Raw genomic sequence first — 26,188 nt, 5'->3', positions numbered from 1 at the left:
TCCCTACGCTTTATCTGTTTCCCACTGGTTGACCATATGGTAGGCGGTCAGGCGCAAGCGCTCAAAGAACTGATCTCTGAGCTCGCCTTTTAGACCGATGCGATCCATAGCCTCGCTCATGCAAGAAAGCCATGCGGCTGCTTGCGTAGTGCCGATCGGAAACCGCATGTGGCGGGCGCGGAGCATGGGATGGCCATGCTTGTCGCTGTAGAGGGTGGGCCCGCCTAGAAATTGAGTGAGGAACTGATACTGTCTCTCCTTCACTTCGGTAAAATCGTCCGGAAAGAGCGGAGCGAGATCGGGATGCTTCGCTACGAGATCGTAAAACGTATCTACCAAACGGGTGAGAGTCTCGGCCCCGCCAATTTGTTCATAAGGTGTGACAAGCTTGTCGGACACTGCCGGTATCCTCCTTCTTTGCGAGAGTACGTTACCAGTATACCGTGTTTCTTCTTATATATATAGCCGGGAAGAGAAGGTTCTGTTTTTGCGCGGGCAGATAACAAAAAAACAAGCGAGACTGAGAGAGAAAAAATGAGTTTGGAAGTGAATCCCGCTTGCCTTTGGCCGGATAAATCAGTAAGATGGACAAAGTGAGCCAAAAAAGGCCGCTGTGTACGAAAAATGTGTGGAAAACCAAGAAAAAACTTGCGTTGCCCATTTCATTTTAGTACAATATTGAATGTTGGTCATGGACTTGCGATGATGTGGGAGGTTGCTGACACACCCGGCCCCTTTGCCATGACCGGGGTGCAGGATATTTCCACGGAGAAATGTCCGTTTCAAAAAATGGGCGAAAAAGGAGGGACTAAAATGGCAAAACAAAAGATTCGTATTCGTTTAAAGGCGTACGATCACAAAATCCTCGATCAGTCTGCTGAGAAAATTGTGGAGACTGCCAAGCGTTCCGGTGCCAATGTATCGGGTCCAATTCCGCTTCCGACGGAGAAAGCAGTTTACACGATTTTGCGTGCTGTTCACAAGTACAAAGATTCTCGTGAACAATTCGAGATGCGCACTCACAAACGCTTGATCGACATTTTGAATCCGACCCCACAAACGGTTGACGCGCTGATGCGTTTGGATCTGCCGTCCGGTGTGGACATCGAGATTAAACTGTAAGGTTCGAGTACGATACACGCGTAGGCGTTGTCTTGATAAGCGCGATCTATCAAGTCTTCAAACCCCGTAAACGGCGCCCCTGCGCATCGGCAGGGACCTTGATACAACAGTATGGTAAGTGGATATAAGCACAGGAGGTGGCACAAATGACCAAAGGAATCTTAGGCAGAAAGCTTGGCATGACCCAAGTTTTTGGTCCGAACGGATCGGCAATCGCTGTTACCGTCATCGAAGCAGGTCCTAACGTAGTACTGCAAAAGAAGGATCAAGAGAACGATGGATACGAAGCTATCCAGATCGGTTTCGAAGACAAAAAGGAACATCGAGCTAACAAGCCGGAAAAAGGACACGCAGCGAAAGCTAACACTGCACCTAAGCGCTTCATTCGCGAAATTCGCGGAGTAAACCTCGCAGATTACGAGGTAGGTCAAGAATTGAAAGCTGATATTTTTGCCGCAGGAGAGTTTGTAGACGTTGCCGGCGTAACCAAAGGTAAAGGTTTCCAAGGTGCGATTAAACGTCACAACCAAAGCCGCGGTCCGATGGCTCACGGTTCCCGTTACCATCGTGGTCCTGGTTCTCTCGGGGCTATCGATCCAGGCCGTGTATTCAAAGGCCAAACCCTGCCAGGTCAAATGGGTGGCGACAACGTAACCATTCAAAACCTGGAAGTAATCAAAGTTGATGCTGATCGCAATCTGATTTTGGTGAAAGGCTCCGTGCCTGGCCCGAAAAACAGCTACGTTCTAGTATCTACGGCAGTCAAGAAGAACTAGTTAAGGAAAGGAGGAACTGACATGCCAAAAGTAGCTCTTTACAATCAAGCTGGTTCACAAGTAGGCGAAATCGAACTGGCAGACAGTGTTTTCGGTATCGAGCCTAACAACGCTGTTCTTTTCGATGCTATCGTTATGCAGCAAGCGTCCCAACGCCAAGGCACGCATGATGTAAAGAACCGTTCTGAGGTTCGTGGCGGCGGCCGCAAGCCGTGGCGTCAAAAAGGTACCGGTCGTGCTCGTCAAGGTTCCATTCGCGCTCCGCAATGGAAGGGTGGCGGCGTAGTATTCGGTCCGACTCCACGCAAATACGGATACAAACTGAACCGTAAAGTTCGTCGTCTGGCGCTGAAATCCGCGCTGTCGACAAAAGTACAAAACAACGAACTGTTGGTATTGGATGCACTGAACTTCTCTGCTCCAAAAACCAAAGAAATGGCTGTTGTACTGAACAACCTGAAAGTAGATCGCAAAGTGCTGATCGTAACCTCCGAGTTCGATCAAAACGTAGCGCTCTCTTCCCGCAATATCCCAGGCGCTAAATTCGTAGATGCAGCTGGCATTAACGTTCTGGACCTGGTTGCGCACGATAAAGTAATCGTAACGAAAGATGCGGTTGCGAAAGTAGAGGAGGTGCTCGCCTAATGAAGAGCCTTCACGACATCATCAAGCGCCCTATCATTACGGAGCGCACCACTGACATGATGGCTGAGAAGAAGTACGTTTTTGAAGTGCCGCTCAAAGCCAACAAAACCGAGATCAAGCAAGCCGTTGAAAAAGTATTCGGCGTAAAAGTAGAAGCAGTAAACACTTCCCGTGTTCCTGCGAAGCCAAAACGCTACGGCAAATACTCCGGTTACACCTCTGAGTGGAAAAAAGCGATCGTTAAGCTGACAGAAGACAGCAAAGAGCTGGCTTTCTACGAAGGCGTATAACCCCGACGACTACCGAAAAGGAGGGAATTTTAAATGGGTATCAAAAAGTTTAAACCGACTTCTCCTGGTCGTCGCCAAATGACGGTTTCTACTTTCGAGGAGATCACAACTTCGACTCCCGAAAAATCCCTGTTGGCGCCTCTGAGCAAGAAAGCTGGACGCAACAACCACGGGAAAATCACCGTTCGTCATCAAGGTGGCGGTCATAAACGCAAATATCGTATCATCGACTTCAAACGGAACAAAGATGGCATCGTAGGTCGCGTAGCTACTATCGAGTACGATCCAAACCGTTCCGCAAACATCGCTCTGATCAACTACATGGACGGGGAAAAGCGTTACATTATCGCTCCACACGGCCTGAAAGTTGGCGATGAAATCATTTCCGGCGCAGATGCTGACATCAAAACCGGTAATGCACTGCCACTGGCTAACATTCCAGTTGGTACTACCATTCACAACATCGAGCTGAAACCTGGCAAAGGCGGACAATTGGTTCGTGCAGCAGGTACTTCCGCTCAATTGCTCGGTCGCGATGGCGATTTCGTAATCGTGCGCCTGTCCTCCGGTGAAACTCGCCGCATCCATAACGTTTGCCGCGCTACCATCGGTCAAGTAGGCAACATCGACCACGAGCTGTTGAACATTGGTAAAGCTGGTCGTTCCCGTTGGTTGGGTATTCGTCCAACTGTACGTGGTAGCGTAATGAACCCGAACGATCACCCACACGGTGGTGGTGAAGGTCGCGCTCCGATCGGACGTAAAGCACCAGTTACTCCTTGGGGTAAACCGACTCTCGGTCTCAAAACCCGCAAGAAGAAAAACAAATCCGATCAATATATCATCCGCCGTCGCAAGAAGTAAGGCAGGGTGAGACAATAACCGAACGCCTTTGGCGAAGGGAGGTTCACACATGGGTCGCAGTTTGAAAAAGGGTCCTTTCGTAGATGATCACCTGATGAAAAAAGTAGTTGAACTGAACGAAAAGAACGAAAAACGCGTGGTGAAAACCTGGTCTCGTCGCTCCACAATCTTCCCTGATTTCGTAGGACACACGTTTGCTGTATATGACGGCCGCAAACATGTACCGGTATACGTTACAGAAGATATGGTAGGTCACAAACTGGGTGAATTTGCACCAACTCGTACCTTCAAGGGTCACGTCGATAACGACAAGAAATCCAAGAAGCGCTAATTTTCTCTTGACAGAGAGGAGGTACAAAGATGGAAGCTAAAGCAGTTGCTCGCTATATTCGCATTGCCCCTCGCAAAGTTCGCCTGGTGGTTGACTTGATTCGAGGCAAGCAAGTGGGTGAGGCGCTGGCGATCCTGAAACACACGCCGAAAGCGGCTTCTCCGGTAGTGGAGAAACTTCTGAAATCGGCGATCGCTAACGCTGAACACAACTATGAAATGGATCCGAACGGACTCGTTGTTGGAAAAATCTTCGTGGACCAAGGTCCAACACTGAAGCGTTTCCGCCCGCGTGCTATGGGTCGCGCAAGCCGCATCCATAAGCGCACCAGCCACATCACAGTGGTACTAAACGAGAAATAAGGAGGGATTACGTGTGGGTCAAAAGGTAAGCCCGGTTGGTCTTCGTATCGGCATTATCCGCGACTGGGAGTCCAAATGGTACGCTGACAAGGACTTCGCAGCTCTGTTGCACGAAGACCTGAGAATCCGCAAATTTGTAAAAGGGCGTCTGAAAGATGCTGCTGTTTCTACCATTGAAATCGAACGTGCAGCGAACCGCGTAAACGTTACGATTCACACCGCTAAGCCTGGTATGGTAATTGGTAAAGGTGGCTCGGAAGTAGAAGTTCTGCGCAAATCCTTGACCGAACTGACTGGCAAGCGCGTACACATCAACATCAACGAAGTGAAGAAGCCTGATTTGGATGCTACTTTGGTAGCTGAAAATATCGCTCGTCAACTGGAAAACCGTATTTCTTTCCGCCGTGCTCAAAAGCAATCGATTACTCGTTCGCTGCGCGCAGGTGCAAAAGGAATCAAAACTCTGGTCAGCGGTCGTCTTGGCGGAGCTGACATTGCACGTTCCGAAGGTTACAGCGAAGGTACTGTTCCGCTTCATACGCTCCGTGCTGACATCGACTATGGTACAGCCGAAGCACACACCACTTATGGCCGCATCGGCGTAAAAGTGTGGATCTACCGTGGAGAAGTCCTTCCTACGAAGAAGAACGTAGCGACTGAGGAAGGAGGCAAATAAACATGTTGACGCCAAAACGCGTGAAACACCGCAAACAGCACCGCGGAAAAATGGCTGGTAACGCAAAAGGCGGTACTACTGTTGCTTTCGGTGAATTCGGTCTGCAAGCTCTCGAACCGGCTTGGATTACCAACCGTCAAATCGAGGCTGCCCGTATTGCGATGACTCGTTACATCCGCCGTGGCGGTAAAGTATGGATCAAGATTTTCCCTGACAAACCAATTACACAAAAGCCGCTTGAAGTACGGATGGGTTCCGGTAAAGGTTCTCCTGAGTACTGGGTAGCTGTAGTGAAACCTGGCAAGATCATGTTTGAACTTGCTGGCGTATCCGAAGAAGTCGCTCGCGAGGCTATGCGCCTGGCAATGCACAAACTGCCTATTAAGTGCAAGTTCGTGAAGCGGGAAGAAGTGGGTGGTGACGCACATGAAGGCTAATGATTTTCGCAATTTGACCACTGCCGAGATCGAACAAAACGTTAACTCCTTGAAAGAAGAGCTGTTCAACCTTCGCTTCCAGTTGGCTACCGGTCAGCTCGAAATCACATCTCGCATTAAACAAGTGCGTAAGGATATTGCTCGTGCGAAAACCGTCCTGCGCCAAAGAGAATTAGGGATCGGCTAATTACAGGAAGGAGGTTCGAACATGACCGCAGAACGCAAAATGCGTAGAACCATGGTAGGTCGCGTTGTATCCGACAAAATGGATAAAACCATCGTTGTTCTGGTAGAGACCTACAAAAAGCATCCGCTGTACGGTAAACGTGTGAAGTATTCCAAGAAGTTCAAGGCTCACGACGAAAACAACTCTGCGAAAACAGGCGATATCGTGGAAATCATGGAAACTCGCCCGCTGTCTAAAGACAAGTGCTTCCGCTTGGTTCGTATCGTCGAAGAGGCAGTAATCGTATAACTCAGATTTTCGGGTAATTACATCCGAAAGGAGGAACAGTAAATGATCCAAACTCAGACGAGATTGGCTGTTGCTGACAACTCCGGTGCAAAAGAACTCATGTGCATCAAGGTTCTGGGCGGTTCCGGTCGCAAAACGGCGAACATCGGTGATGTTATCGTGTGCTCCGTTAAATCCGCTACACCCGGCGGCGTTGTCAAGAAAGGTCAAGTAGTTAAAGCGGTTGTAGTACGCAGCGTGCGCGGCGTTCGCCGTCAGGATGGTTCTTACATCCGTTTTGATGAAAACGCAGCAGTAATCATTAAAGAGGATAAATCACCTCGTGGTACCCGTATTTTTGGACCGGTAGCACGTGAACTTCGTGAAAAAGACTTCATGAAGATCATCTCCCTGGCTCCTGAGGTAATCTAATTGAACGGAAATACTCTGGTAGTTTGCTCGATAGGAGGTGCACCAAGCGATGCACGTTAAGAAAGGCGACACTGTTATCGTAATAACGGGTAAAGACAAGGGTAAAAAAGGTCGCGTTCTCGCTGCTTACCCGAAGAAAGATCGCGTCCTGGTTGAAGGAATCAACCTGGTGAAAAAACACTCTCGTCCGTCCCAATCCAATCCGCAAGGCGGCATTGTAACTCAAGAAGCACCGATTCATGTATCCAACGTATCTTTGATCGATCCGAAGTCCGGCAAAGCAACACGTATCGGTTACAAGGTACTGGATAACGGTAAAAAAGTTCGGTACGCGAAAAAATCTGGCGAAGTTCTCGACAAGTAGTCAGATCGGAAAGGAGGATGTCCTAGATGGCAGCAAGATTGAAAGAAAAATATACTAGCGAAATCGTGCCTAGCCTGATGAGCAAGTTTGGTTACTCTTCCATCATGCAGGTTCCGAAAGTAGAAAAAATCGTGATCAACATGGGTGTTGGTGAAGCGGTAGGCAACGCCAAGGCTCTGGATTCCGCGGTTGAAGATTTGCAAATTATCGCTGGTCAAAAGCCGGTTGTAACTCGTGCAAAGAACTCCATCGCTGGTTTCAAACTGCGTGAAGGTATGGCAATCGGTGCGAAAGTGACACTGCGCGGTGAGCGTATGTACCACTTCCTCGACAAACTGATGAACGTATCTCTCCCACGTGTACGTGACTTCCGTGGTGTATCTTCGAAAGCTTTCGATGGTCGCGGCAACTACACGCTCGGTCTGAAGGAACAGCTGATCTTCCCTGAGATCGAGTACGATAAAATCGACAAAGTTCGCGGTATGGACATCGTAATCGTCACTTCCGCGAAAACAGACGAAGAAGCTCGTGAATTGCTGACTCAAATGGGTATGCCATTCCGTAAATAAACCCCACAAACAAAGTAAGGAGGGAAGAATGTGGCAAAGAAATCGATGGTTATCAAGCAACAACGGAAACCGAAGTTTGCGGTTCGTGCTTACACCCGTTGTGAGCGCTGCGGACGTCCTCATTCCGTTTTGCGCAAATTTAAACTCTGCCGTATTTGCTTCCGTGAACTTGCTTATAAAGGCCAAATCCCTGGCGTGAAAAAAGCAAGCTGGTAATTTGAAACGGGAAGGAGGTTCTCTCTCATGGTTATGACTGATCCAATCGCTGACATGCTTACGCGCATTCGTAACGCCAACATGGTTCGCCACGAGAAAGTGGAGATCCCGGCGTCCACTATCAAGAAAGAAATTGCTCGCATCCTGAAGGAAGAAGGTTTCATTCGCGATGCTGAGTTCGTTGAAGATAACAAGCAAGGGATCATCCGTGTTTTCCTGAAATACGGTGCGAACAACGAGCGCGTAATCACCGGACTGAAGCGTATCTCCAAGCCAGGTCTGCGCGTATATGCGAAAAACACAGAGATCCCTAAAGTTCTTGGCGGTCTGGGTGTAGCCCTGATCTCTACGTCTGCTGGCGTAATGACCGACAAGCAAGCTCGCCAAGCTCATGTAGGTGGAGAAGTTCTCGCTTACGTTTGGTAATCACAGATTTGAAAAGCACAGGAGGTGCACCACATGTCTCGTGTCGGTAGAAAACCGATCGTGGTCCCTGCAGGCGTTACCCTCACTCTGAACGGTACTGAGCTGACGGTAAAGGGCCCTAAGGGTCAACTCGTTCGTAACTTCCATCCGGATATCAAAATCAATATCAACGATAACGAAGTAGTCGTTGAGCGTCCTAGCGATAACAAGCTTCACCGCTCTCTCCATGGTACGACTCGTGCGCTGGTTGCCAACATGGTAAAAGGCGTATCCGAAGGCTTTACTCGTACACTGGAGCTTGTAGGTGTAGGTTACCGCGCTGCGAAAGCAGGAAAAGGCGTAACTCTTTCTCTCGGTTTCTCTCACCCAGTTGAGGTAACTCCTGAAGAGGGTATTGAAATCGATGTACCAAACCAAACCACTCTGGTGGTTAAAGGTATCGACAAAGAGCGCGTAGGCCAAATCGCGTCTGAAATTCGCTCCCTCCGTAAGCCTGAGCCATACAAAGGCAAAGGGATTAAGTACAGCGACGAAGTTGTTCGCCGCAAAGAGGGTAAAAAAGGTAAATAAGCTTCGTAGTTTTATGAGAAGGGAGGCCGCGTAATGTTTACGAAAGCTGATAAAAACAAAGCTCGGAAAAAACGCCATCTGCGCATTCGCAAGCGTCTGGTCGGCTCTGCTGTACGTCCACGTCTGAACGTATTCCGTTCTTCCAAGCACATCTATGCTCAACTGATCGATGATGCTACAGGCACTACTTTGGCACAAGCATCCTCTCTGGATAAAGAGCTTGGCCTGAAAAACGGTGCGAATGTAGAAGCAGCGACTGCTGTGGGTACACTGATTGCTAAGCGTGCACAAGAAAAAGGTCTGAATGACGTAATTTTCGACCGTGGTGGATATATTTATCATGGACGCATTAAAGCACTCGCAGAAGCAGCTCGTGAAGCTGGCCTGCAATTCTAACAACAAGGAGGGAAAGGAATGCGTATCGACTCTAGCAAATTGGAGCTGGAAGAAAAAGTAGTCGCCGTTAACCGTGTTGCGAAAACGGTTAAAGGTGGACGTCGCATGAGCTTCAGCGCTCTTGTGGTAGTCGGCGACCGCAACGGTCACGTAGGCGCTGGTATGGGTAAAGCCCAAGAAGTGCCGGACGCGATTCGTAAAGCGATTGACGATGCAAAGAAAAAATTGATCCGTGTACCGATGAAAGGAACGACCATTCCGCACGAAGTACTGTGCCACTTCGGTTCCGGTAAAGTGCTGATTAAACCTGCTTCCGAAGGTACCGGTGTTATTGCTGGCGGACCTGTCCGCGCGGTTCTGGAGCTTGCTGGTGTAGGTGACGTTTTGAGCAAGTCTCTCGGTTCCAACAACCCCATCAACATGGTCAACGCTACGCTGGAAGGCCTCGGCCGTCTGAAAACAGCGGAAGACGTCGCGAAACTGCGCGGTAAGACTGTTGACGAGTTGTTGGGTTAATAAGGAGGGAATGGACATGGCAAAATTGCAAATTACCCTCAAGCGCAGCGTGATCGGCCGCACAGTCGATCAAAAAGATACAGTAAAAGCTCTGGGTCTTCGCAAAATCAACCACACTGTGGTGAAAGAAGATAACGCTGCAATCCGCGGCATGATCTTCAAAGTGAAGCATCTGGTAGAAGTGAAAGAAGTAGAAGCGTAAACGTTGATTTTACACGGTTAGGAGGTGCAAGGAATGAAATTGCATGAACTGAAACCTGCAGAAGGGTCCCGCCATACTCGCAAGCGCCTTGGTCGCGGTATCGGTAGCGGTACTGGTAAAACAGCTGGTAAAGGTCATAAAGGTCAAAACGCTCGTTCCGGCGGCGGTGTTCGTCCTGGATTCGAGGGTGGTCAAAACCCACTGTTCCGTCGACTGCCTAAGCGCGGTTTCACTAACATTAACCGTAAGGAATACGCGGTTGTTAGCTTGGATGCGCTGAATCGTTTTGAAGAAGGCACTGTGGTTACACCTGAACTGTTGAAAGAAACTGGTGTAATCAGCGCTATGCGCGACGGTGTAAAAGTTCTTGCAAACGGTGAACTGACTGTGAAGCTGACTGTGAAAGCTCACAAGTTCTCCAATGCAGCTGCTGAGAAGATCGCTCAAGTCGGTGGAACAACCGAGGTGATCTAATGTTAGGCTCATTAACTAACATTTTTAAGATAGGCGACCTGCGTCGTAAGATATTCTTTACGCTGATGATGCTGGTCGTCTTCCGAATCGGGAGTTTCGTCCCTGCCCCTAACGTGAATGTCGAGTTGTTTCAGCAGAATACGAACCACTTGCTGGGATTGTTGAATACCTTCTCCGGTGGCGCACTGCAAAACTACTCGATTTTTGCAATGGGAATCATGCCGTACATTACGGCATCGATTATCATGCAGCTTCTGTCCATGGATGTTGTGCCTAAGTTTACGCAATGGGCTCGTGAAGGAGAAGTGGGACGCCGCAAAATCGCGACCGTCACGCGCTACTTCACCATTGTGCTTGCTTTGATCCAGTCTGTGGGGATGACGATCGGGTTTAACAACATGGCTCCAGGACTGCTTAACGATACGTCGATTGGCAGTTACGCATTGATCGCACTCACTCTGACAGCAGGAACCTCGTTTCTGATGTGGATGGGTGAACAAATTACAGAGAAGGGTATCGGAAACGGGATTTCGATTATCATCGTTGCTGGTATCGTTGCCAATATTCCTAGTGGGATTACGACAATTTACACGACGCAATTTGGCGACGCTTCTCAGAATCTGTTCTTTTCAATCGTAAAATTGCTGATTGTCCTTTTGGTGATCATCGCTATTATTGTTGGGGTCATCTTTATGCAGCAAGGTGTGCGCAAGATTCCGGTGCAATATGCAAAGCGTGTAGTTGGTCGCAAAATGTACGGTGGTCAATCCACCCACATTCCGCTCAAAATCAACTCTGCTGGTGTAATTCCCGTTATCTTTGCAATCTCGCTCGTAATCTTCCCTTCAACAATCGCGCAGTTCTGGGTAGATGGTTCCGGAACGGGTATCGCCAACTGGATCTACACACATTTCCAACCTAGCGCAGCGCTTGGGATGACGCTATACGCAATCTTGATTATCGGTTTCACGTATTTCTACACTTTTGTACAGATCAACCCTGTACAACTGGCGGAGAATATGAGGAAAAATGGCGGTTACATTCCTGGTATCCGACCCGGTAAAAACACCGAGGTGTACATTACCCGTACGTTGAACCGTCTTACATTGGCTGGCGCCTTGTTCCTGATGACAATTTCCATATTGCCATTCTTCTTCAGTAAGCTGGCCAACCTGCCTCAACAGATCTACATCGGCGGAACTTCTCTGCTGATCGTGATCGGTGTCGCTCTCGACACGATGAAGCAGATCGAAAGCCAGATGATCAAGCGCCATTACCAAGGGTTCATTAAGTAACCGAGGTAGTTGAAAAGCTTTCTGGTCGGGGATACGGCTCCGATTCAGGGTGCGTGAGAAGCTTTTCGGATGGGACGGAGGAATGAACGTGAATATAATCTTGATGGGACTGCCTGGTGCCGGTAAAGGCACACAGGCAGAACGAATCGTAAAAGAGTTTGACATCCCGCATATTTCAACCGGTGACATGTTCCGGGCAGCGGTCAAAAACGAAACGCCGCTCGGACTGAAAGCCAAGTCCTATATGGACCAGGGGCAGCTTGTTCCTGATGAGGTCGTCATCGGAATTGTGCGGGAACGCCTGGCAATGGAAGATTGCGAGAAGGGTTTCCTCCTCGATGGATTCCCGCGTACTGTTCCTCAGGCTGAGGCATTGACGGCGACAGTGAAGGAGCTGGGACGTGAGATTGATCACGTCATCAACATCAATGTTCGCCGTGAGCTTCTGATTGATCGTCTGACCGGCCGCTGGATTTGTCCAGTGTGCGGGGCGAGCTACCACACCATGTTCAATCCTCCGAAAGAGGCAGGAATTTGCGACAAGGATGGCGGCAAGCTCTATCAACGCGATGACGACAAGCTGGAAGTTGTTTCTCAACGCCTCGATGTCAATATTGCCCAAACACAGCTGCTGATCGATTACTACACGGAGCAAGGCCTTCTGCGTAGCATTGACGGCGAGCAGGATATCCAGGTTGTGTTTGAGGAGATTAAGTCTTTGTTGCGAGGGTAAGTGAATGATCATCCTAAAGTCGAAAGCAGAACTTGAGGTTATGCGCGAAGCTGGTCGGATCGTCGCACTCACCCATCAAGAACTGGCTAAGGCGATCAAGCCTGGCGTAACGACAAAGCAACTGGACGAACTCGCCGAAACCTTTATCCGCAGCAAGGGAGCGATTCCATCGTTTAAAGGCTACGGAGGCTTTCCAGGAAGTATCTGTGCTTCAGTCAATGAAGAACTCGTACACGGGATCCCAGGAAAACGGGTGCTGCAAGAAGGGGACATCATCAGCATCGATATTGGAGCTCAGTATCAGGGCTTTCATGGTGACTCTGCTTGGACGTACCCGGTCGGCAATATTGCAGAAGAAGATCAACGTTTGCTGCGAGTGACGGAAGAGTCGTTGTACAAGGGCCTGGAAAAGGCACTACCTGGTGCGCGGCTGTCCGATATTTCCCACGCGATTCAGATCCACGCAGAAGCTGCTGGCTTCACTCTCGTTCGCGAGTATGTGGGGCATGGGATCGGGCAAAACCTGCACGAAGATCCTCAGGTTCCCAACTACGGGCCGCCTGATCGAGGTCCTCGGTTGAAACCGGGAATGGTGTTGGCAATCGAACCAATGGTCAATGCCGGCGAACGTTATGTCCGCACTTTGGAGGACAATTGGACGGTTGTAACAGTGGATCGAAAAAGATGTGCTCACTTTGAACACACCATCGCGATTACGGAAGATGGCTATGAGATTTTTACAAGAGCGTAGCTGAGGCACAACGGTCGCTTCAGGATTGTCGTCCAACGTGTCGACGATAAGTTCGTTCCGTATTTCATATACCAAAAACTCATGGTCTGACTGAAGCTGCAGAAGAAAGGAGAGTGTACGATGGCGAAAGACGATGTAATTGAAGTGGAGGGTACGGTAATCGAACCTTTGCCCAACGCGATGTTTCGGGTAGAATTAGAGAATGGGCACAAAGTGCTCGCTCACGTTTCGGGAAAAATCCGCATGCATTTTATCCGCATTCTGCCAGGGGACAAGGTAACCGTTGAACTGTCGCCTTACGATTTGACTCGCGGACGCATTACGTACCGCTATAAATAACAAAATGCTTCCCAGCGTTTTGTAACCGCAGCGCGGTCTGATTATAGTTTTATGAAAAACGTCTCGACGTTTTTCACTACCCTAAAGAGGGAGGCAAGAACCATGAAAGTGAGACCGTCGGTTAAACCGATTTGCGAAAAATGCAAGGTTATCCGTCGCAAAGGTAACGTAATGGTTATTTGTGAAAACCCAAAGCATAAGCAAAAACAAGGATAAGTAAACAAGGAGGTGCTTTTGACACATGGCACGTATTGCAGGCGTTGACTTGCCTCGCGAAAAACGCGTGGAAATCGCTCTTACCTACATTTTCGGTATCGGCCGTCCCACGTCCCAAAAAATCCTGTCCGCTACCGGTGTTAACGCGGATACTCGCGTTCGTGATCTGACAGAAGAAGAAGTGGCAAAACTGCGTGAGTTCATCGATAAGAACATCAAGGTGGAAGGCGATCTTCGTCGTGAGATCTCTCTGAACATCAAGCGCCTGATGGAAATCGGTTGCTTCCGCGGAATCCGTCATCGTCGTGGCCTGCCTGTTCGCGGCCAACGTTCGAAAACAAATGCACGTACGCGCAAAGGTCCTCGCCGTACTGTAGCAAACAAGAAGAAGTAAAGGAGGGTAATGGGACATGGCGAAAAGAAAACAAGCGACGGCTACTCGTACCCGTCGTCGTGACCGTAAAAACGTTGAAGTCGGCGTAGCACATATCCGTTCTACGTTTAACAACACGATCGTGACTATCACTGATCCGCACGGCAACGCGATCTCTTGGTCCAGTGCCGGTGCCCTCGGCTTCAGAGGCTCCCGCAAGAGCACACCGTTTGCTGCGCAAATGGCTGCAGAATCTGCTGCCCGCGTAGCAATGGAACACGGCATGCGCTCTCTGGAAGTGCTGGTAAAAGGTCCGGGTGCAGGTCGTGAAGCAGCGATCCGTTCCCTGCAAGCAGCAGGTCTGGAAGTTAACATGATTAAAGACGTGACGCCGATTCCGCACAACGGTTGCCGTCCACCAAAACGTCGCCGCGTGTAACGGGTTTATAACGTTCAGAACATGTCCATACTAGAATGGTAAATTCTGATTTTAGCTTGTCATGCACGCAAACGGTAAACCGCCGGGGAAATTCATGAGTGGGCGGAACGCTTGCCCACCCAAGAATTTCGACGTTTTGAAGGAGGGTTTGTTTAATGATAGAAATAGAAAAACCGAAAATCGAGGTTGTGGAAGTAAGCGACGACAACTCGTACGGGAAGTTCGTTGTAGAACCTCTTGAGCGCGGATACGGCACCACTCTTGGCAACTCACTGAGACGGATTCTCCTCTCGTCCTTGCCAGGCGCGGCGGTACGCACCGTTCAGATTGACGGGGTCCTTCACGAGTTCTCTACGATTGAAGGCGTCGTGGAAGATGTAACAGAGATTATTCTCAACATCAAGGGCCTGGCACTTAAGATCCATTCCGATGAAGAAAAAGTCATCGAGATTGACGCTGAGGGCGAAGGCGTAGTCAAGGCGGGAGATATCCGCGCAGACAGTGATGTGGAGATCTTGAACCCTGATCTTCATATTGCAACGTTGGCAAACGGCGGTCGTCTGCACATTCGTATGACAGCTGGACGTGGACGTGGATACGTACAAGCAGATGGAAACAAGTCGGAAGATCTGCCGATTGGCGTGATTCCGATTGATTCGATCTATACGCCCATCAAGCGTGTCAACTATCAAGTGGAGAATACTCGCGTTGGTCAAATGACCAACTATGACAAGTTGACTCTTGAAGTGTGGACGAACGGCAGCATTAGTCCGGAAGAAGCCGTTAGTCTAGGCGCAAAAATCATGACCGAGCACCTCAACCTGTTCGTTGGCTTGACTGACGAGGCGAAGGATGCAGAGATCATGGTAGAGAAGGAAGAGGACAAGAAGGAGAAAGTGCTCGAGATGACAATCGAAGAGCTCGATCTCTCTGTCCGTTCCTACAACTGCTTGAAGCGTGCCGGTATCAACACCGTGCAAGAGCTGACGCAGAAGACCGAAGAGGACATGATGAAAGTGCGCAACCTCGGTCGCAAATCCTTGGAAGAGGTGCAAGAGAAGCTGGCAGAACTCGGCCTCTCTCTTCGCAGCGACGACTAGGGCACCTGCAGCATGTCTGGCAAGAGGCACCCAGTGGGCACTGCAGATCTCGCTCGACCTAAGCAGCAGAATCGACGTAGTGCTCGCGAGTAAGAAGCACCCGAGGGCACTGCAGATCTCGCTCGACCTAAGCAGCAAATCGACGTAGTGCTCGCGAGTAAGAAGGAGGTAAGAACATGGCATACCGTAAATTGGGTCGTCGCAGCTCTGCTCGCAAAGCGCTGTTCCGTGATCTGGTAACTGACCTGATCATCAACGAGCGCATCGAGACGACTGAGATGAAAGCGAAAGAACTGCGTTCCATCGCTGATCAAATGATCACGCTGGCAAAACGCGGTGACCTGCATGCACGCCGTCAGGTAGCTGCTTTCGTTCGTAAAGAAGTAGCTACAGAAGAAGGCCGCGATGCGGTTCAAAAGCTGTTTGATGACATCGCTCCTCGTTACAAAGAGCGCAATGGTGGATACACTCGTGTCCTGAAGACAGGTCCTCGTCGTGGGGATGCTGCTCCGATGGCTTACATCGAATTGGTGTAATATATCTGATCAAATCCGGGTTGTGTAAAAAGGCTATCTTTTTAGACAACCTGAAAAAGGGTGGGGGCAGACTCTGGTCTTGGGACTGGACTCTGATTCGTGCCCTTTTTCTTTATTTGTTTGTAAATCCCCTGTTTTAGCTGGGAGGATGTGGACACCTGATGACGGAGGAACGCCTACTGGCATTGCAAGAAGTCTCATTTGCCTACGAAGGCGAAGGAGGCCAAAAAGAAACGGTGCTGAATCGCATCAACCTTGATATTCACAAAGGGGCCTTTGTATCCGTTCTCGGGCATAACGGTTCAGGGAAGTCGACGCTGGCCAAGCTGATGAACGCACTATTGCTGCCGAAAGAGGGAACTGTTCTCGTTACCGGTATTGATACGCGTGACGGCGAGCTGATTTGGGAGGTTCGCCGGCATGTCGGCATGGTTTTTCAAAATCCGGACAACCAAATCGTTGGAGCAACGGTTGAGGACGATGTGGCGTTCGGTTTGGAAAACATGGGAACAGACCCTGCCGAGATGCGTACACGCATTCGGGAGTCGCTGCAAGCGGTCGGCATGGAAGCGCATCTGTATGACCAGCCGCATCGCTTGTCCGGGGGGCAAAAGCAGCGTGTCGCGATAGCCGGCATCATGGCGATGCGGCCCTCTGTTCTTATTCTGGATGAAGCGACAGCGATGCTTGACCCAATGGGGAGACGAGAGGTGTTGAATCTGGCCCGCCGTCTCAATCGGGAAGAGGGAATAACGGTTGTAAACATCACTCATTTTCCGGAGGAAGCAGTCTTCTCCGATCGGGTTATCGTCATGCGGGCCGGTCAGGTGGAATGGGATGGTACTGCAGCCGAGGTATTTGCTGATCCGGACCGGTTGCAGGCGTTGGGGCTCGATGTCCCGTTTGCCGTTCGTGTTCGTCATGCATTGGCCGCGGAAGGTGTATCCCTGCCGTTCATCCTGCACCAAGAGGAGCTGGTGGAGCACTTATGCAAATTACTTTTGAAGAGGTAAGTCATGTGTACGGGGTGGGCACACCATTTGAACGCCTCGCGCTGCAGGATGTTTCCATAAACATTCCATCCGGCTCTTTTGTGGGGATCATCGGACAGACTGGCTCGGGAAAATCCACGTTGATTCAGCATGTCAACGGTTTGCTTCAGCCGACGAAAGGAACAATCAGGCTGGGCGACGTTACGGTGACACCGACTCGAAAGCTGCCGCACGAAAGCAGACGCAACATAGGACTTGTTTTTCAGTACCCCGAGCATCAGTTGTTTGAGGAGACTGTCGCCAAAGACGTGGCTTTCGGGCCGCTGAACTTTGACATGCCTCCAGAGATGGCCGAGCTGCGGGTACGTGAAGCTTTGGAGATTGTCGGACTGGATTACCAGGAGATGAAGGATCGTTCCCCGTTTCTCTTGAGCGGCGGTCAAATGCGGCGTGTAGCTATAGCCGGTGTCCTGGCGATGCAGCCCAAAGTGTTGATATTGGACGAGCCGACAGCAGGACTCGACCCGGCGGGGAGAAAAGCGATTTTGGAGGCCATTTATCGCATTCACCGCGAGCAGTCGCTGACGACCTTGCTGGTGACGCACAGTATGGAGGAAGCCGCTCGTTATGCCGATCGGCTGATCGTCATGGCAGGAGGCAAGGTAATGCTGGAGGGAAAGCCTGATGAGGTATTTGCGCAGGCGGATACTCTTCGCGAGCTCGCTTTGGATGTGCCGGAAACGGTCTCCCTGATTTCACAGTTGAACAGGAAGCTGCCGGAAGAACAGCGCCTTCCATCTTCGGTTTACCGGGAAGAAGAACTGATCAGTCATCTGCTGGCACGGATTTCGGACCGAGGGGAGCGGTGACAGATGCTGCAAAATATTGCGATCGGGCAATACGTTCCGGGAACCTCATTTCTCCATCGGGCTGATCCGCGGAGCAAGATGCTGTTTATCATTCTGTTTGCCATCCTGGTCTTTCTGGCCAACAACGTGATCACCTACGCGATCTTGATTGCCTTTACGGTCATGACTGTAATGCTCTCACGCTTGTCGCTTGCCTATATTTTGAAAAGTTTGCGGCCTGTTTGGATCCTGGTCTTGTTTACCGTCATTCTTCACGTGTTGATTACCAAAGGCGGAGAGGTCTACTTTCAGTGGGGCTGGTTTTCCATTGAGGAGAAGGGCGTCACCCAAGCGATCTTTATCTCGCTTCGGGTCAGCCTGTTGGTGCTGGTAAGTTCGTTGTTGACGCTGACGACCTCGCCGATCGATCTGACGGAAGGGCTGGAGCGCTTGCTTGGCCCGTTTGGACGAATAGGCGTGCCGGTTCACGAAATTGCACTTATGATGTCTATTGCACTGAGGTTTATTCCCACGCTTATGGAAGAGACGGACAAGATCATCAAGGCGCAGACAGCACGCGGCGCAAATTTCACCAGCGGCAATTTGATCCGGCGTGCACAAAATTTGATACCGATCGTGATTCCTTTGTTTATCAGCGCTTTCAGGCGTGCCGAGGAGCTGGCTTTGGCCATGGAGGCGCGGGGGTATCGCGGCGGTGTTGGACGAACGAGACTGCGGACGTTGACGATGAGCTGGCGAGACGGCTCGATCGCCCTCGCTGCATGCGTCTTGCTGCTCGTGATCGGATGGTGGCGTACATGAGGCGGTTAAAGTGTGTGGTCGCTTATGACGGTACAGATTTCAGCGGCTTTCAGGTACAGCCGGATCAGGTCACGATCCAGGGGGAAATCGAGGCTGCCCTGCACCGGCTTACGGGGGAGACGATCCAGATTTCCGGTTCCGGCCGGACAGATGCTGGCGTCCATGCCCGCGGCCAAGTTTTTCACTTTGATACAAAAAGCGGCATTCCGCTGGACAAATGGCGGTTTGTTCTGAACAATCAGCTTCCGGATTCCATAGTGATACGATCCGTCGAAGAAGTATCATCGGAGTTCCATGCCCGCTTTGATGTCAAGGTCAAGGAGTACCGTTACTGCATCGACAACGGTGCTGTCCCGGATGTATTTCGCCACCGCTATGCCGATCATATCCGCTCTCCCCTGGATGTGGAAGCGATGCGCCAGGCTGCCCGGCATCTTGTCGGCAGGCACGACTTTACTTCCTTCTGCTCAGCCAAGACCGTTGTGGAAGACAAGGTGCGAACGGTGTACGATGTGAGGGTCGAGTCTGAAGGACAGGTGATCTGGGTGATTTGCAGGGGGAACGGCTTTCTGTACAACATGGTGCGCATTATCGTCGGAACCTTGGTAGAGGTAGGCCAAGGAAAGCGCCATCCAGATGAGCTGCGGACCATTTTGCTCGGGCGGAATCGCGAGCTTGCGGGGAAAACAGCCCCGGCCAAGGGTCTTACCATGTGGGAGGTTTCCTACGAGGAATAATGGTCTTTTTTGCGGATGATGATCCCGCAAAAAAACAGCCGTGCCAATGTTTAACATGCATGAGGGCACTTGACTCAAGAACTTCTATGTAGTACGATATTCCTTGGTATTTTCATACCCGCCTAGCCCCACTCTAGCCCCGGGATTGAAAAACAAGTTCGTTTTTTTTTGAAACACCTGGAGAAGTTGCTCTCCGTTACAAGACAGCTTTTCCAAACTGATTTTCCATGATTGTAAATGGATGTGTAAGATATTTAGGAGGGACAAACATGCGTACCACATATATGGCGAAACCGCTCGAAGTCGAGCGTAAATGGTACATCGTTGACGCAGAAGGTCAAACGCTTGGCCGTCTGGCTAGCGAAGTTGCTTCCATTCTGCGCGGCAAATTGAAACCGGAATTCACTCCGCACGTTGATGCTGGTGATTTCGTAATCGTAATCAACGCTGACAAAGTCAAGCTTTCCGGCAACAAGCTGCAAGACAAGAAATACTACTCCCACTCCCTCTATCCGGGTGGTCTGAAAGTAACCTCTGCAGGTGAAATGTTGAAAAACAAGCCAGCCCGCATGTTTGAAATCGCTGTTAAGGGCATGCTGCCTAAAAACAGCCTGGGACGTCAAATGTTCTCCAAGCTGAAAGTGTACGCTGGTACTGACCATCCACACGCAGCTCAAAAACCAGAAGTATGGCAAATCCGCGGTTAAGGTAAAGGGAGGAAAGACACGTGGCACAAGTACAATACTACGGCACAGGTCGTCGTAAGCACTCCGTCGCACGCGTTCGCCTGGTTCCAGGTGAAGGTCGCATCGTGATCAACAAGCGTGATATGGACACTTATTTTGGTCTGGAAACACTGAAACTGATCGTAAAACAACCACTCGTACTGACTGAAACACTGGGTCGTTACGACGTATTGGTTAACGTAAAAGGTGGCGGTACCACTGGTCAAGCTGGTGCGATCCGTCATGGCGTATCCCGCGCTCTCCTGAAGGCAGATCCGGAACTGCGTGGCGCTCTGAAACGCGCTGGCTTCCTGACTCGCGACCCTCGTATGAAAGAGCGTAAAAAATACGGTCTCAAAGCTGCTCGTCGCGCTCCTCAATTCTCCAAGCGCTAAGAGAGGCTTTATGCAAAACCCCTTGTTCTTTGTGTATGCAAAGGCAGGGGGTTTTTGTTTTTTCGCCAACGGATCTATTGTAGGGACGGATCAAGGTTTGGTTTATTGGGTAAGCGAACTCGAACAAGCCGTCATATTTGCGGCCCTTTGTCCATAAGATGAAACGAGAATGGACAAAGGGGACGGTGCAAGGTGGCTCGAAAAGTAACGGGATACATCTTATCATTTCTTCTGCTCGTGCTGTTGCTCACCTATGAAGCACCAGATCGTTCCTCCTGGACGACCTGGTCATTGCCCTTGGCAGGGACAGTCATCGCCATCGATCCTGGACATGGAGGAAAAGACGGCGGAGCTGTTTCGTCAGATGGCAGTGTCATCGAGAAAGAAGTGACATTGGCAATCAGTCTGTACTTGCGTGATTTTCTCCTGCAGTCAGGGGCGCACGTCATTATGACGCGGGAAGAGGACAAGGATCTGGCTTCCCCTGAGGCAGAACGGCTGCGGAAACGAAAATCAGAGGATATCCGAAACAGGGTCAAGTTTGTCAACGACAATTCCCCTGACTTTTTGGTAAGCGTTCATGTAAACTCGATTCCATCGCCAAAGTGGAAGGGGGCCCAGACGTTTTACTATCCTGCTTTCAAAAAGAGCGAGGAAATTTCCTACCTCATTCAGGATGAGATCAAGCGGGTACTGGAGAATACGGACCGGGTGCCGAGCAAAACGGACGACGTATTTTTGATACGCGAGGTAGATTGTCCCGCTGTATTGGTGGAGGTTGGTTTTGTCAGCAATGAGGCGGAAGCTAAACGCCTGCGCTCGGTTGATTACCAAAAGGCTATGGCCAATGCGATTTATCAAGGGATACTGCGGCATTACGCCGGGGAAAAGCCGCCGACTGCACCGTGATCAGCGTTTCCTTGCTGACGGTCTGACTGTTGCAATTTCGAAACACCCGCAGCCGTGTATGGTCCCGTCGGATATGCTATAATGGACGCGCATACCCTAAAGAGCTTCTGTTTACGTTTGTATCATATAAGATAGAGGTGGACGCGATGTTGACCAAAGAAAGCGTGCTGGAAGCGCTTCGTGATGTAAAAGACCCGGAAATCAACCGCAGCCTGGTCGAATTAAATATGATTCGGGACATCCAGATCGAGGGAGAAACTGTCAGTTTGACCGTTGTTCTCACGATTTCCGGCTGTCCGTTGAAAGCCAAAATCGAACAAGACGTGATTGCTGCCGTCAAAGAGCTGGGTGCCAAAGAAGTCCGTCTGCAATTCGGTTCCATGACCGATGAAGAACGTGCAGCGTTAAGCGCACAGTTGCGCGGAGGACAGGCGTCATCTCCGTCACCGGCAGGACAAGCGCCCGTTCTCAATCCGATTTTGGCAAAAGACTCGATGACCACGTTTATTGCCATCACCTCCGGAAAAGGGGGAGTGGGCAAATCGACGGTCACCGTCAACCTGGCCGTCTCGCTGGCGCGTTTAGGCAAAAAAGTCGGGATTATTGACGCCGATATTTACGGGTTCAGCGTGCCTGACATGATGAACATTGAGCAACGCCCAACTGTTATTGGCGAGACGATCCTGCCCGTCGACAAGTTTGGGGTAAAGGTCATGTCGATGGGATTCTTCGTGGAGGACAATTCCCCGATCATCTGGCGTGGACCGATGCTGGGCAAAATGTTGCGGAACTTCTTTACAGAAGTCCATTGGGGCGAAGACCTCGATTATCTCTTGCTTGATTTGCCTCCGGGTACGGGCGATATGGCCCTCGACGTCCATACCATGATCCCGCAAAGCAAGGAAATCGTTGTGACGACTCCGCATGCTACCGCTGCCTTCGTGGCCGCCCGTGCCGGCGCCATGGCGAAGAAGACGGGGCATGAAATTCTCGGTGTCGTCGAAAACATGGCATGGTATGAGGCGAAAGACGGTTCCAAGGAATACGTATTCGGCAGAGGCGGAGGAGCCAAGCTCGCCGAGACGCTTGCTACGGAATTGCTGGCGCAAATTCCGCTCGGTCAGCCGGAAAATCATCCAGCCGAGGCTGACTATTCTCCATCCGTTTACCGGCAGGATTCGGCGATTGGAAGCATTTATATGGATATGGCAAAGCTTGTGGCCGAGAAATGTGAAGCCACTGTCAATCAATAAACGCAACTATGGAAAAAGGTGGGCTCTTATTGGAGCTCACCTTTTTTATTACGATTGACCGCCGCCGCCGCTTTCGCCGCCACTTCCACCGCCACCACCGCCGCCTTCGCCCTGACCGCCTTTTTTCTGTCCTTTTTTCGCTTCTTTCGGCTGCATCATGTCTTCGGTGGCTTTTGTCATCAATTTCATGAGCTCTTCCTGGAACAGCGGGCTCTGCAGGGATTCCTTCATAATTTGCATGGTCTGCTTGCGATAGGCGGAGCTTCTCATCATTTCCATCAGATTTTTTTCAAATTCCGGGTCTTTCATTACGCTGATCAGCATTTTTTGATACTCGGGATCCTTCATCAGGTCTTTCATCAATGTTTTATGCTCATTTTTCATCGACTTAGCCAGGGTGCTGGCAAACTTCGGGTCTTTGAAGGCTTCTTTGATATGCCGGTTTTCCGGGTTGGTAATGCTTTGGATCAGCGTTGTCTTCACGGTTGACTCGTCCATGATGAGGTTCTGTGTAAATTTGTCGTCCTTCATCATTTTCGCAACGGAGTTTTTGGCCTCTTCCGTTTGCAGGATGTCGAGCACCATATCCTTTACACTCTTATAATCAGGCTGTGCCGGGCCCTGGGCTTGCCCTCCGTTGCCGCAGCTTGTCATGATCAGGCTGACCGCCAGCAACAGCCACAAAGAAACACTTTTCTTCCACATGAGGCGGTTACCCTCCTTTACCCTGTCTAATGAGTAACGTGCGCATTTTGTTTTGTTCTTACGCTAGTATTTTCTTGCATGGGTTGGTACAATCATAAGCGATGCAGATTGGAGGGACGTTCGGTGAGCTTGCGCAAGTACGGCTGGCTGTTTTTCACTACGTTGCTGCTTGGTGGATTGGGCGGCATTGTGGTAGGTCTTATCTTTGCTTCCGATAAATTGCTGGAAGGCACAATGGCCAACTTTTTTATGGGAACCTTTATGCAAATGCTGTATGGGATGACGATCAGCATTGTGGCTCAAATGGGCCTCTTTGCTTATATGACGATCAGTTACTTTGCCAGAGGACTTTTCAAGAACCCAGGCTTGTGGAAAAATATACAGATTTTCCTGGTGCTGTTCGCGTTTTTCGATATGGTTTACTTGCGGTATACGATGCTGGGAGAAGGAAAAGGGATATCGGAATTTTTCGTTGAGCCCATTCTCTTGCTCGTGATTGCCATTGTAACGGCATATGCAAAGGCGAAGCTGACGAATCATAGCGCGTGGGTGCCGACATTGTTCTTTATGTTTGTTTTTTCTGCCATCGAGTGGATTCCAGCTCTCAAACAGCATAATTTTTATGCCACGATGTCGATGCTGGTTCCCTTATTGTTCTGCAATGTCTGGCAAGTCATGCAACTTCATCGAGTGGTAAAATAGGAAAAGCTGACCGGATCTGGTCAGCTTTTTCAATTAACCTCCTGGCTTTTTACCTGGGAGCCGGCAATGAGATCCGACACAGTGACGAATTCGTACCCGTCCGCACGAAGCTTATCGATGATTTTGGGCAAGGCCAGATGGGTCTCTTTGCTCGTGTCGCTGGCGTGCAATAGGACGATGTCGCCTGGGTGAGCCTTTGACAGTACGTTATTTACGATGACGTCTACGCCAGGGTTCGTCCAGTCTTTGGAATCCGTATCCCACTGGATGACCGTATAGCCCATCTCACTTGCGATTTGGAGAACCCGTTTGTCAAAATCGCCGTTTGGAAGTCGGATAAGCGTAGGTTTCTTTCCGGTCAGCTCCGTTAAAATGGTGTGGGCTTTGCTGATTTGTGTGCGGATTTCTTCGTCGGGGTATTTGCTGTAAAAGTCATGGTTGTTTCCATGTGAACCGATCTCGAAACCGTCTTCTTTGATTCGCTTGACGACTTCCGGGTGGCGCTGGCTCCAGGGGGCGGAGAGAAAAAAGGTGGCCTTGTTTACCTTTTTCTCACGCAACACATCAAGAATAGGTGTGGCACGGGTTTCCCCCCAGCTAATGTCGAAGGTCAGGGCTATTTTTTTCTCCTTGGTGTCTACCTTGTAGATGGCTTGAGGGGCCTGAATCCCGTCGGAAATGACCGCGATGGCATCCCGTTCGGCATAGGCGATTCCGGCTGCCATCAGCAAGGCGGTTACGATAATCATCCATTGTTTTAAGCGTTGTGTGCTCACGACAAACATAAACTTCATGGACAGCACCTCCTTTGTCCCAATACAGTTTATGCTGGGCTGACGAGGATATTCTTTGTCCTGTTGGGTTATGATGCGGTACAATGCATATAGTGTAATAACCAGGCTATAAAGGAGCGTGGCTCATGAGGACGCAGTTTAAGCGCCTGTGGACTGACAATAGCAAGTTTTTCCTGGCTGCCTGCCTGCTTTTTGTAGGCGGAGCGGCTTTAGGGTTTCTGCAGGCACATGCATTGGAGCAAATGGTAAATTCCCTGCTGGGTCAGCTAAAAGAAGTAATTGACCGGATACAAGCGAATGGTGGCGGCGTGTTTGCTACGTTTTGGGCTATCTTCTCCAATAACGTAACCAGCTCTCTCATGATGATGGCAATGGGATTGTTTTTTGCCTTTTTTCCCGTATTTGGCTTGATTGCGAATGGTGTTTTACTCGGTTTTATCTTTGCAAAATACAGTGCGTTCGGTGTCAGTCCATGGCTTGTATTTGCGGCCGGGATTTTGCCGCATGGCATACTGGAGCTGCCTGCAGTGCTGTTTGCCGCTGGTGTGGGCATACGTCTTGGAATGCTCAGCTTCCGATCGGTAGGATCGCTGATTCAACCGGGAAAATGGGAGCGTGTGAAAAATGATTGGTATGACACGTTAAAACAGTTTCCGATGGTCGTATTAACTGTCATTGGCCTGTTATTCGTAGCTGCTATCGTTGAGAGCAGCATTACTCCGCTTATTTTGCGGGAAGTGCTTGGCGACCAGCTCCAGCAGATGAAGCTAATCAAATAGGATAGACGAATTGTGTCTGGAAGCACCCTCGTAAAAAGGGGTGCTTTGCTTTTTTTCTTTTCAGTTTTTTTGTTGCGAAGCTGGAAAAGTCAAGGCTTCTGCTGTTTTTATTTGGGGTCGGACCGAAGATTTTCAAATGAATACGGTTCAAATGCCTTGGCAATGATATAGGGTAGACTCGGAGAGGCGGAGGTTGATCTGATTGCTGGGTTTTCTGTTCACGACAAAAGAGGTACAAGAGTTGGAGTATCTGCTGAAACGAGAGCTGGAGGAAATGTTGCTTGATTTTAGCGATAAGCGCATTGATTATTTAGTGAAAAGGGCAATGGAAGAACGGTACTCGATTATCTTTCGAATGTACGCCCGAATCGCTTCCCCCAATGAGATTTCCAAGTACGTAAGACGCAAAAAAACAGGGGAAGAGAATTTTACTTAAAACTTTTTTCAAAAAACCTATTGACTCTAACTAGGCTGACGTGATAGATTAGTTCTTGTCCTCGGGAGAACAACTTCAAAAACAAGTTGGCTCGGGACATGAATACTTGACGGAAATGCTCTTTGAAAACTGAACAGCGAAGCGTTTTTGAATCACAAGCCTAGCAATTTCTTTCTTGAAGTCAAAG

Annotated in this window: 44 protein-coding genes and 1 pseudogene; 42 read left to right on the top strand and 3 right to left on the bottom strand. The window is 49.9% G+C overall.

From position 1 onward, the window contains the following. Window positions 1-3: 3 nt before the first annotated feature. Window positions 4-399 (bottom strand): globin domain-containing protein, encoded by a 396-nt coding sequence (locus EDM54_RS11050; protein WP_003391986.1) that lies wholly within the window; start codon window positions 397-399, stop codon window positions 4-6. 105 nt (window positions 400-504) lie between these two features. Here EDM54_RS11050 and EDM54_RS27370 point away from each other — a divergent pair. The 39 genes and pseudogenes from EDM54_RS27370 to salA all read left to right on the top strand — a co-directional run. After that, window positions 505-597: pseudogene (locus tag EDM54_RS27370) on the top strand (hypothetical protein); the annotation flags it as partial. Between the two features lie 216 nt (window positions 598-813). Continuing rightward, window positions 814-1,122, top strand: coding sequence for a 30S ribosomal protein S10 (gene rpsJ / locus EDM54_RS11040; protein ID WP_003333796.1), 309 nt, complete (start codon window positions 814-816; stop codon window positions 1,120-1,122). A gap of 146 nt (window positions 1,123-1,268) precedes the next feature. Continuing rightward, window positions 1,269-1,898, top strand: a complete 630-nt coding sequence (gene rplC / locus EDM54_RS11035) for a 50S ribosomal protein L3 (RefSeq protein ID WP_003391984.1) — start codon at window positions 1,269-1,271, stop codon at window positions 1,896-1,898. Between the two features lie 21 nt (window positions 1,899-1,919). After that, a complete protein-coding gene (gene rplD, locus EDM54_RS11030; protein WP_003391982.1) occupies window positions 1,920-2,543 on the top strand; it encodes a 50S ribosomal protein L4 in 624 nt (207 codons plus the stop codon). After that, entirely contained in the window at window positions 2,543-2,833 is a 291-nt protein-coding gene (gene rplW / locus EDM54_RS11025; RefSeq protein ID WP_003391980.1) for a 50S ribosomal protein L23, read from the top strand. Before rplD ends, rplW begins: the two co-directional genes overlap by 1 nt. A gap of 33 nt (window positions 2,834-2,866) precedes the next feature. Further along, the gene (gene rplB / locus EDM54_RS11020) at window positions 2,867-3,697 is read left to right on the top strand and encodes a 50S ribosomal protein L2 (RefSeq protein ID WP_003391979.1); all 831 of its coding nucleotides are present in this window, start codon (window positions 2,867-2,869) and stop codon (window positions 3,695-3,697) included. A gap of 49 nt (window positions 3,698-3,746) precedes the next feature. Beyond that, window positions 3,747-4,028, top strand: coding sequence for a 30S ribosomal protein S19 (rpsS, locus tag EDM54_RS11015; RefSeq protein WP_003391977.1), 282 nt, complete (start codon window positions 3,747-3,749; stop codon window positions 4,026-4,028). Window positions 4,029-4,057: 29 nt separating this feature from the next. After that, window positions 4,058-4,390 carry a 50S ribosomal protein L22 gene (gene rplV / locus EDM54_RS11010; RefSeq protein ID WP_003391974.1) on the top strand — a complete coding sequence of 111 codons (333 nt, stop codon included), beginning with the start codon at window positions 4,058-4,060 and terminating at the stop codon, window positions 4,388-4,390. Window positions 4,391-4,403: 13 nt separating this feature from the next. Next, window positions 4,404-5,066, top strand: coding sequence for a 30S ribosomal protein S3 (gene rpsC / locus EDM54_RS11005; RefSeq protein WP_003391972.1), 663 nt, complete (start codon window positions 4,404-4,406; stop codon window positions 5,064-5,066). A 2-nt stretch (window positions 5,067-5,068) separates the two neighbouring features. Beyond that, entirely contained in the window at window positions 5,069-5,503 is a 435-nt protein-coding gene (gene rplP / locus EDM54_RS11000) for a 50S ribosomal protein L16 (RefSeq protein ID WP_003391969.1), read from the top strand. Further along, entirely contained in the window at window positions 5,493-5,690 is a 198-nt protein-coding gene (rpmC, locus tag EDM54_RS10995) for a 50S ribosomal protein L29 (protein WP_003391966.1), read from the top strand. Before rplP ends, rpmC begins: the two co-directional genes overlap by 11 nt. 21 nt (window positions 5,691-5,711) lie before the next feature. Next, window positions 5,712-5,978 carry a 30S ribosomal protein S17 gene (gene rpsQ / locus EDM54_RS10990; RefSeq protein WP_003391964.1) on the top strand — a complete coding sequence of 89 codons (267 nt, stop codon included), beginning with the start codon at window positions 5,712-5,714 and terminating at the stop codon, window positions 5,976-5,978. A gap of 42 nt (window positions 5,979-6,020) precedes the next feature. Next, on the top strand, window positions 6,021-6,389 hold the full coding sequence (gene rplN, locus EDM54_RS10985; protein WP_003391962.1) for a 50S ribosomal protein L14: 369 nt from the start codon (window positions 6,021-6,023) through the stop codon (window positions 6,387-6,389). 49 nt (window positions 6,390-6,438) lie between these two features. Next, window positions 6,439-6,753 carry a 50S ribosomal protein L24 gene (gene rplX / locus EDM54_RS10980; RefSeq protein ID WP_003391959.1) on the top strand — a complete coding sequence of 105 codons (315 nt, stop codon included), beginning with the start codon at window positions 6,439-6,441 and terminating at the stop codon, window positions 6,751-6,753. Between the two features lie 26 nt (window positions 6,754-6,779). Beyond that, window positions 6,780-7,322: a 50S ribosomal protein L5 gene (rplE, locus tag EDM54_RS10975; protein ID WP_003391957.1), complete on the top strand. Its 543-nt coding sequence runs from the start codon at window positions 6,780-6,782 to the stop codon at window positions 7,320-7,322. Window positions 7,323-7,352: 30 nt separating this feature from the next. Continuing rightward, window positions 7,353-7,538 (top strand): type Z 30S ribosomal protein S14, encoded by a 186-nt coding sequence (locus EDM54_RS10970; protein WP_003391955.1) that lies wholly within the window; start codon window positions 7,353-7,355, stop codon window positions 7,536-7,538. Window positions 7,539-7,565: 27 nt separating this feature from the next. Continuing rightward, on the top strand, window positions 7,566-7,964 hold the full coding sequence (gene rpsH, locus EDM54_RS10965; protein WP_003391953.1) for a 30S ribosomal protein S8: 399 nt from the start codon (window positions 7,566-7,568) through the stop codon (window positions 7,962-7,964). Window positions 7,965-7,997: 33 nt separating this feature from the next. Further along, on the top strand, window positions 7,998-8,534 hold the full coding sequence (rplF, locus tag EDM54_RS10960; RefSeq protein ID WP_003391950.1) for a 50S ribosomal protein L6: 537 nt from the start codon (window positions 7,998-8,000) through the stop codon (window positions 8,532-8,534). A 33-nt stretch (window positions 8,535-8,567) separates the two neighbouring features. Continuing rightward, the gene (gene rplR, locus EDM54_RS10955; protein ID WP_003391949.1) at window positions 8,568-8,930 is read left to right on the top strand and encodes a 50S ribosomal protein L18; all 363 of its coding nucleotides are present in this window, start codon (window positions 8,568-8,570) and stop codon (window positions 8,928-8,930) included. An 18-nt stretch (window positions 8,931-8,948) separates the two neighbouring features. After that, window positions 8,949-9,446 carry a 30S ribosomal protein S5 gene (rpsE, locus tag EDM54_RS10950; protein WP_003391947.1) on the top strand — a complete coding sequence of 166 codons (498 nt, stop codon included), beginning with the start codon at window positions 8,949-8,951 and terminating at the stop codon, window positions 9,444-9,446. 16 nt (window positions 9,447-9,462) lie between these two features. Further along, window positions 9,463-9,648 (top strand): 50S ribosomal protein L30, encoded by a 186-nt coding sequence (rpmD, locus tag EDM54_RS10945; RefSeq protein ID WP_003391945.1) that lies wholly within the window; start codon window positions 9,463-9,465, stop codon window positions 9,646-9,648. A gap of 33 nt (window positions 9,649-9,681) precedes the next feature. Continuing rightward, a complete protein-coding gene (rplO, locus tag EDM54_RS10940) occupies window positions 9,682-10,122 on the top strand; it encodes a 50S ribosomal protein L15 (protein ID WP_003391943.1) in 441 nt (146 codons plus the stop codon). Beyond that, entirely contained in the window at window positions 10,122-11,417 is a 1,296-nt protein-coding gene (gene secY, locus EDM54_RS10935; protein ID WP_003391941.1) for a preprotein translocase subunit SecY, read from the top strand. Before rplO ends, secY begins: the two co-directional genes overlap by 1 nt. 88 nt (window positions 11,418-11,505) lie before the next feature. Beyond that, window positions 11,506-12,150: an adenylate kinase gene (locus tag EDM54_RS10930; RefSeq protein WP_003391939.1), complete on the top strand. Its 645-nt coding sequence runs from the start codon at window positions 11,506-11,508 to the stop codon at window positions 12,148-12,150. 4 nt (window positions 12,151-12,154) lie between these two features. After that, entirely contained in the window at window positions 12,155-12,901 is a 747-nt protein-coding gene (gene map / locus EDM54_RS10925) for a type I methionyl aminopeptidase (RefSeq protein WP_003391937.1), read from the top strand. A gap of 120 nt (window positions 12,902-13,021) precedes the next feature. Then, window positions 13,022-13,240, top strand: a complete 219-nt coding sequence (gene infA, locus EDM54_RS10920; protein WP_003333772.1) for a translation initiation factor IF-1 — start codon at window positions 13,022-13,024, stop codon at window positions 13,238-13,240. Between the two features lie 102 nt (window positions 13,241-13,342). Beyond that, complete coding sequence (gene rpmJ / locus EDM54_RS10915) at window positions 13,343-13,456, top strand: 50S ribosomal protein L36 (protein ID WP_003333770.1); 114 nt, start codon at window positions 13,343-13,345, stop codon at window positions 13,454-13,456. A gap of 25 nt (window positions 13,457-13,481) precedes the next feature. Next, window positions 13,482-13,850, top strand: a complete 369-nt coding sequence (gene rpsM / locus EDM54_RS10910; protein WP_003391935.1) for a 30S ribosomal protein S13 — start codon at window positions 13,482-13,484, stop codon at window positions 13,848-13,850. 16 nt (window positions 13,851-13,866) lie between these two features. Next, the gene (gene rpsK / locus EDM54_RS10905; protein ID WP_003391933.1) at window positions 13,867-14,268 is read left to right on the top strand and encodes a 30S ribosomal protein S11; all 402 of its coding nucleotides are present in this window, start codon (window positions 13,867-13,869) and stop codon (window positions 14,266-14,268) included. 155 nt (window positions 14,269-14,423) lie between these two features. Beyond that, complete coding sequence (locus EDM54_RS10900; RefSeq protein WP_003391931.1) at window positions 14,424-15,368, top strand: DNA-directed RNA polymerase subunit alpha; 945 nt, start codon at window positions 14,424-14,426, stop codon at window positions 15,366-15,368. A gap of 176 nt (window positions 15,369-15,544) precedes the next feature. Then, entirely contained in the window at window positions 15,545-15,904 is a 360-nt protein-coding gene (gene rplQ / locus EDM54_RS10895) for a 50S ribosomal protein L17 (protein ID WP_003391928.1), read from the top strand. Between the two features lie 161 nt (window positions 15,905-16,065). After that, on the top strand, window positions 16,066-16,917 hold the full coding sequence (locus EDM54_RS10890; protein ID WP_003391923.1) for an energy-coupling factor transporter ATPase: 852 nt from the start codon (window positions 16,066-16,068) through the stop codon (window positions 16,915-16,917). Next, the gene (locus EDM54_RS10885) at window positions 16,893-17,765 is read left to right on the top strand and encodes an energy-coupling factor transporter ATPase (RefSeq protein ID WP_024984054.1); all 873 of its coding nucleotides are present in this window, start codon (window positions 16,893-16,895) and stop codon (window positions 17,763-17,765) included. Before EDM54_RS10890 ends, EDM54_RS10885 begins: the two co-directional genes overlap by 25 nt. Before the next feature lie 3 nt (window positions 17,766-17,768). After that, on the top strand, window positions 17,769-18,566 hold the full coding sequence (locus tag EDM54_RS10880) for an energy-coupling factor transporter transmembrane component T family protein (protein WP_003391919.1): 798 nt from the start codon (window positions 17,769-17,771) through the stop codon (window positions 18,564-18,566). Then, window positions 18,563-19,303 carry a tRNA pseudouridine(38-40) synthase TruA gene (gene truA, locus EDM54_RS10875; protein WP_031932700.1) on the top strand — a complete coding sequence of 247 codons (741 nt, stop codon included), beginning with the start codon at window positions 18,563-18,565 and terminating at the stop codon, window positions 19,301-19,303. The genes EDM54_RS10880 and truA overlap by 4 nt, the downstream gene beginning before the upstream one ends. Window positions 19,304-19,572: 269 nt before the next feature. Further along, window positions 19,573-20,010: a 50S ribosomal protein L13 gene (rplM, locus tag EDM54_RS10870; protein WP_003391915.1), complete on the top strand. Its 438-nt coding sequence runs from the start codon at window positions 19,573-19,575 to the stop codon at window positions 20,008-20,010. 20 nt (window positions 20,011-20,030) lie between these two features. After that, window positions 20,031-20,423, top strand: coding sequence for a 30S ribosomal protein S9 (gene rpsI / locus EDM54_RS10865; protein ID WP_003391912.1), 393 nt, complete (start codon window positions 20,031-20,033; stop codon window positions 20,421-20,423). Window positions 20,424-20,615: 192 nt separating this feature from the next. Then, complete coding sequence (gene cwlD, locus EDM54_RS10860; protein WP_003391909.1) at window positions 20,616-21,332, top strand: N-acetylmuramoyl-L-alanine amidase CwlD; 717 nt, start codon at window positions 20,616-20,618, stop codon at window positions 21,330-21,332. 146 nt (window positions 21,333-21,478) lie between these two features. After that, on the top strand, window positions 21,479-22,585 hold the full coding sequence (gene salA, locus EDM54_RS10855) for an iron-sulfur carrier protein/transcriptional regulator SalA (protein WP_003391906.1): 1,107 nt from the start codon (window positions 21,479-21,481) through the stop codon (window positions 22,583-22,585). 48 nt (window positions 22,586-22,633) lie between these two features. Here the strand turns inward: salA and gerD are convergent, their stop codons facing one another. After that, the gene (gene gerD / locus EDM54_RS10850) at window positions 22,634-23,290 is read right to left on the bottom strand and encodes a spore germination lipoprotein GerD (RefSeq protein ID WP_003391903.1); all 657 of its coding nucleotides are present in this window, start codon (window positions 23,288-23,290) and stop codon (window positions 22,634-22,636) included. Between the two features lie 123 nt (window positions 23,291-23,413). On the opposite strand from gerD, the gene EDM54_RS10845 reads away from it, so the two are divergent. Then, window positions 23,414-23,992 carry a KinB-signaling pathway activation protein gene (locus tag EDM54_RS10845; RefSeq protein ID WP_024985077.1) on the top strand — a complete coding sequence of 193 codons (579 nt, stop codon included), beginning with the start codon at window positions 23,414-23,416 and terminating at the stop codon, window positions 23,990-23,992. 29 nt (window positions 23,993-24,021) lie between these two features. Here EDM54_RS10845 and pdaB read toward each other — a convergent pair whose 3' ends face one another. Continuing rightward, window positions 24,022-24,786, bottom strand: coding sequence for a polysaccharide deacetylase family sporulation protein PdaB (pdaB, locus tag EDM54_RS10840; RefSeq protein ID WP_003391897.1), 765 nt, complete (start codon window positions 24,784-24,786; stop codon window positions 24,022-24,024). A 125-nt stretch (window positions 24,787-24,911) separates the two neighbouring features. Here pdaB and EDM54_RS10835 point away from each other — a divergent pair, with 125 nt between their 5' ends. Together EDM54_RS10835 and EDM54_RS10830 are read left to right on the top strand one after the other, a co-directional pair. After that, window positions 24,912-25,565 (top strand): stage II sporulation protein M, encoded by a 654-nt coding sequence (locus EDM54_RS10835; RefSeq protein ID WP_003391895.1) that lies wholly within the window; start codon window positions 24,912-24,914, stop codon window positions 25,563-25,565. A gap of 202 nt (window positions 25,566-25,767) precedes the next feature. After that, window positions 25,768-26,001, top strand: a complete 234-nt coding sequence (locus EDM54_RS10830) for a hypothetical protein (protein ID WP_003391894.1) — start codon at window positions 25,768-25,770, stop codon at window positions 25,999-26,001. Window positions 26,002-26,188: the final 187 nt, after the last annotated feature.

It is taken from the genome of Brevibacillus borstelensis (assembly GCF_003710865.1).
Lineage (GTDB): Bacteria > Bacillota > Bacilli > Brevibacillales > Brevibacillaceae > Brevibacillus > Brevibacillus borstelensis.
Note: the sequence above shows the minus strand (reverse complement) of the source record. Positions and strands in the feature narration are given on the sequence as shown.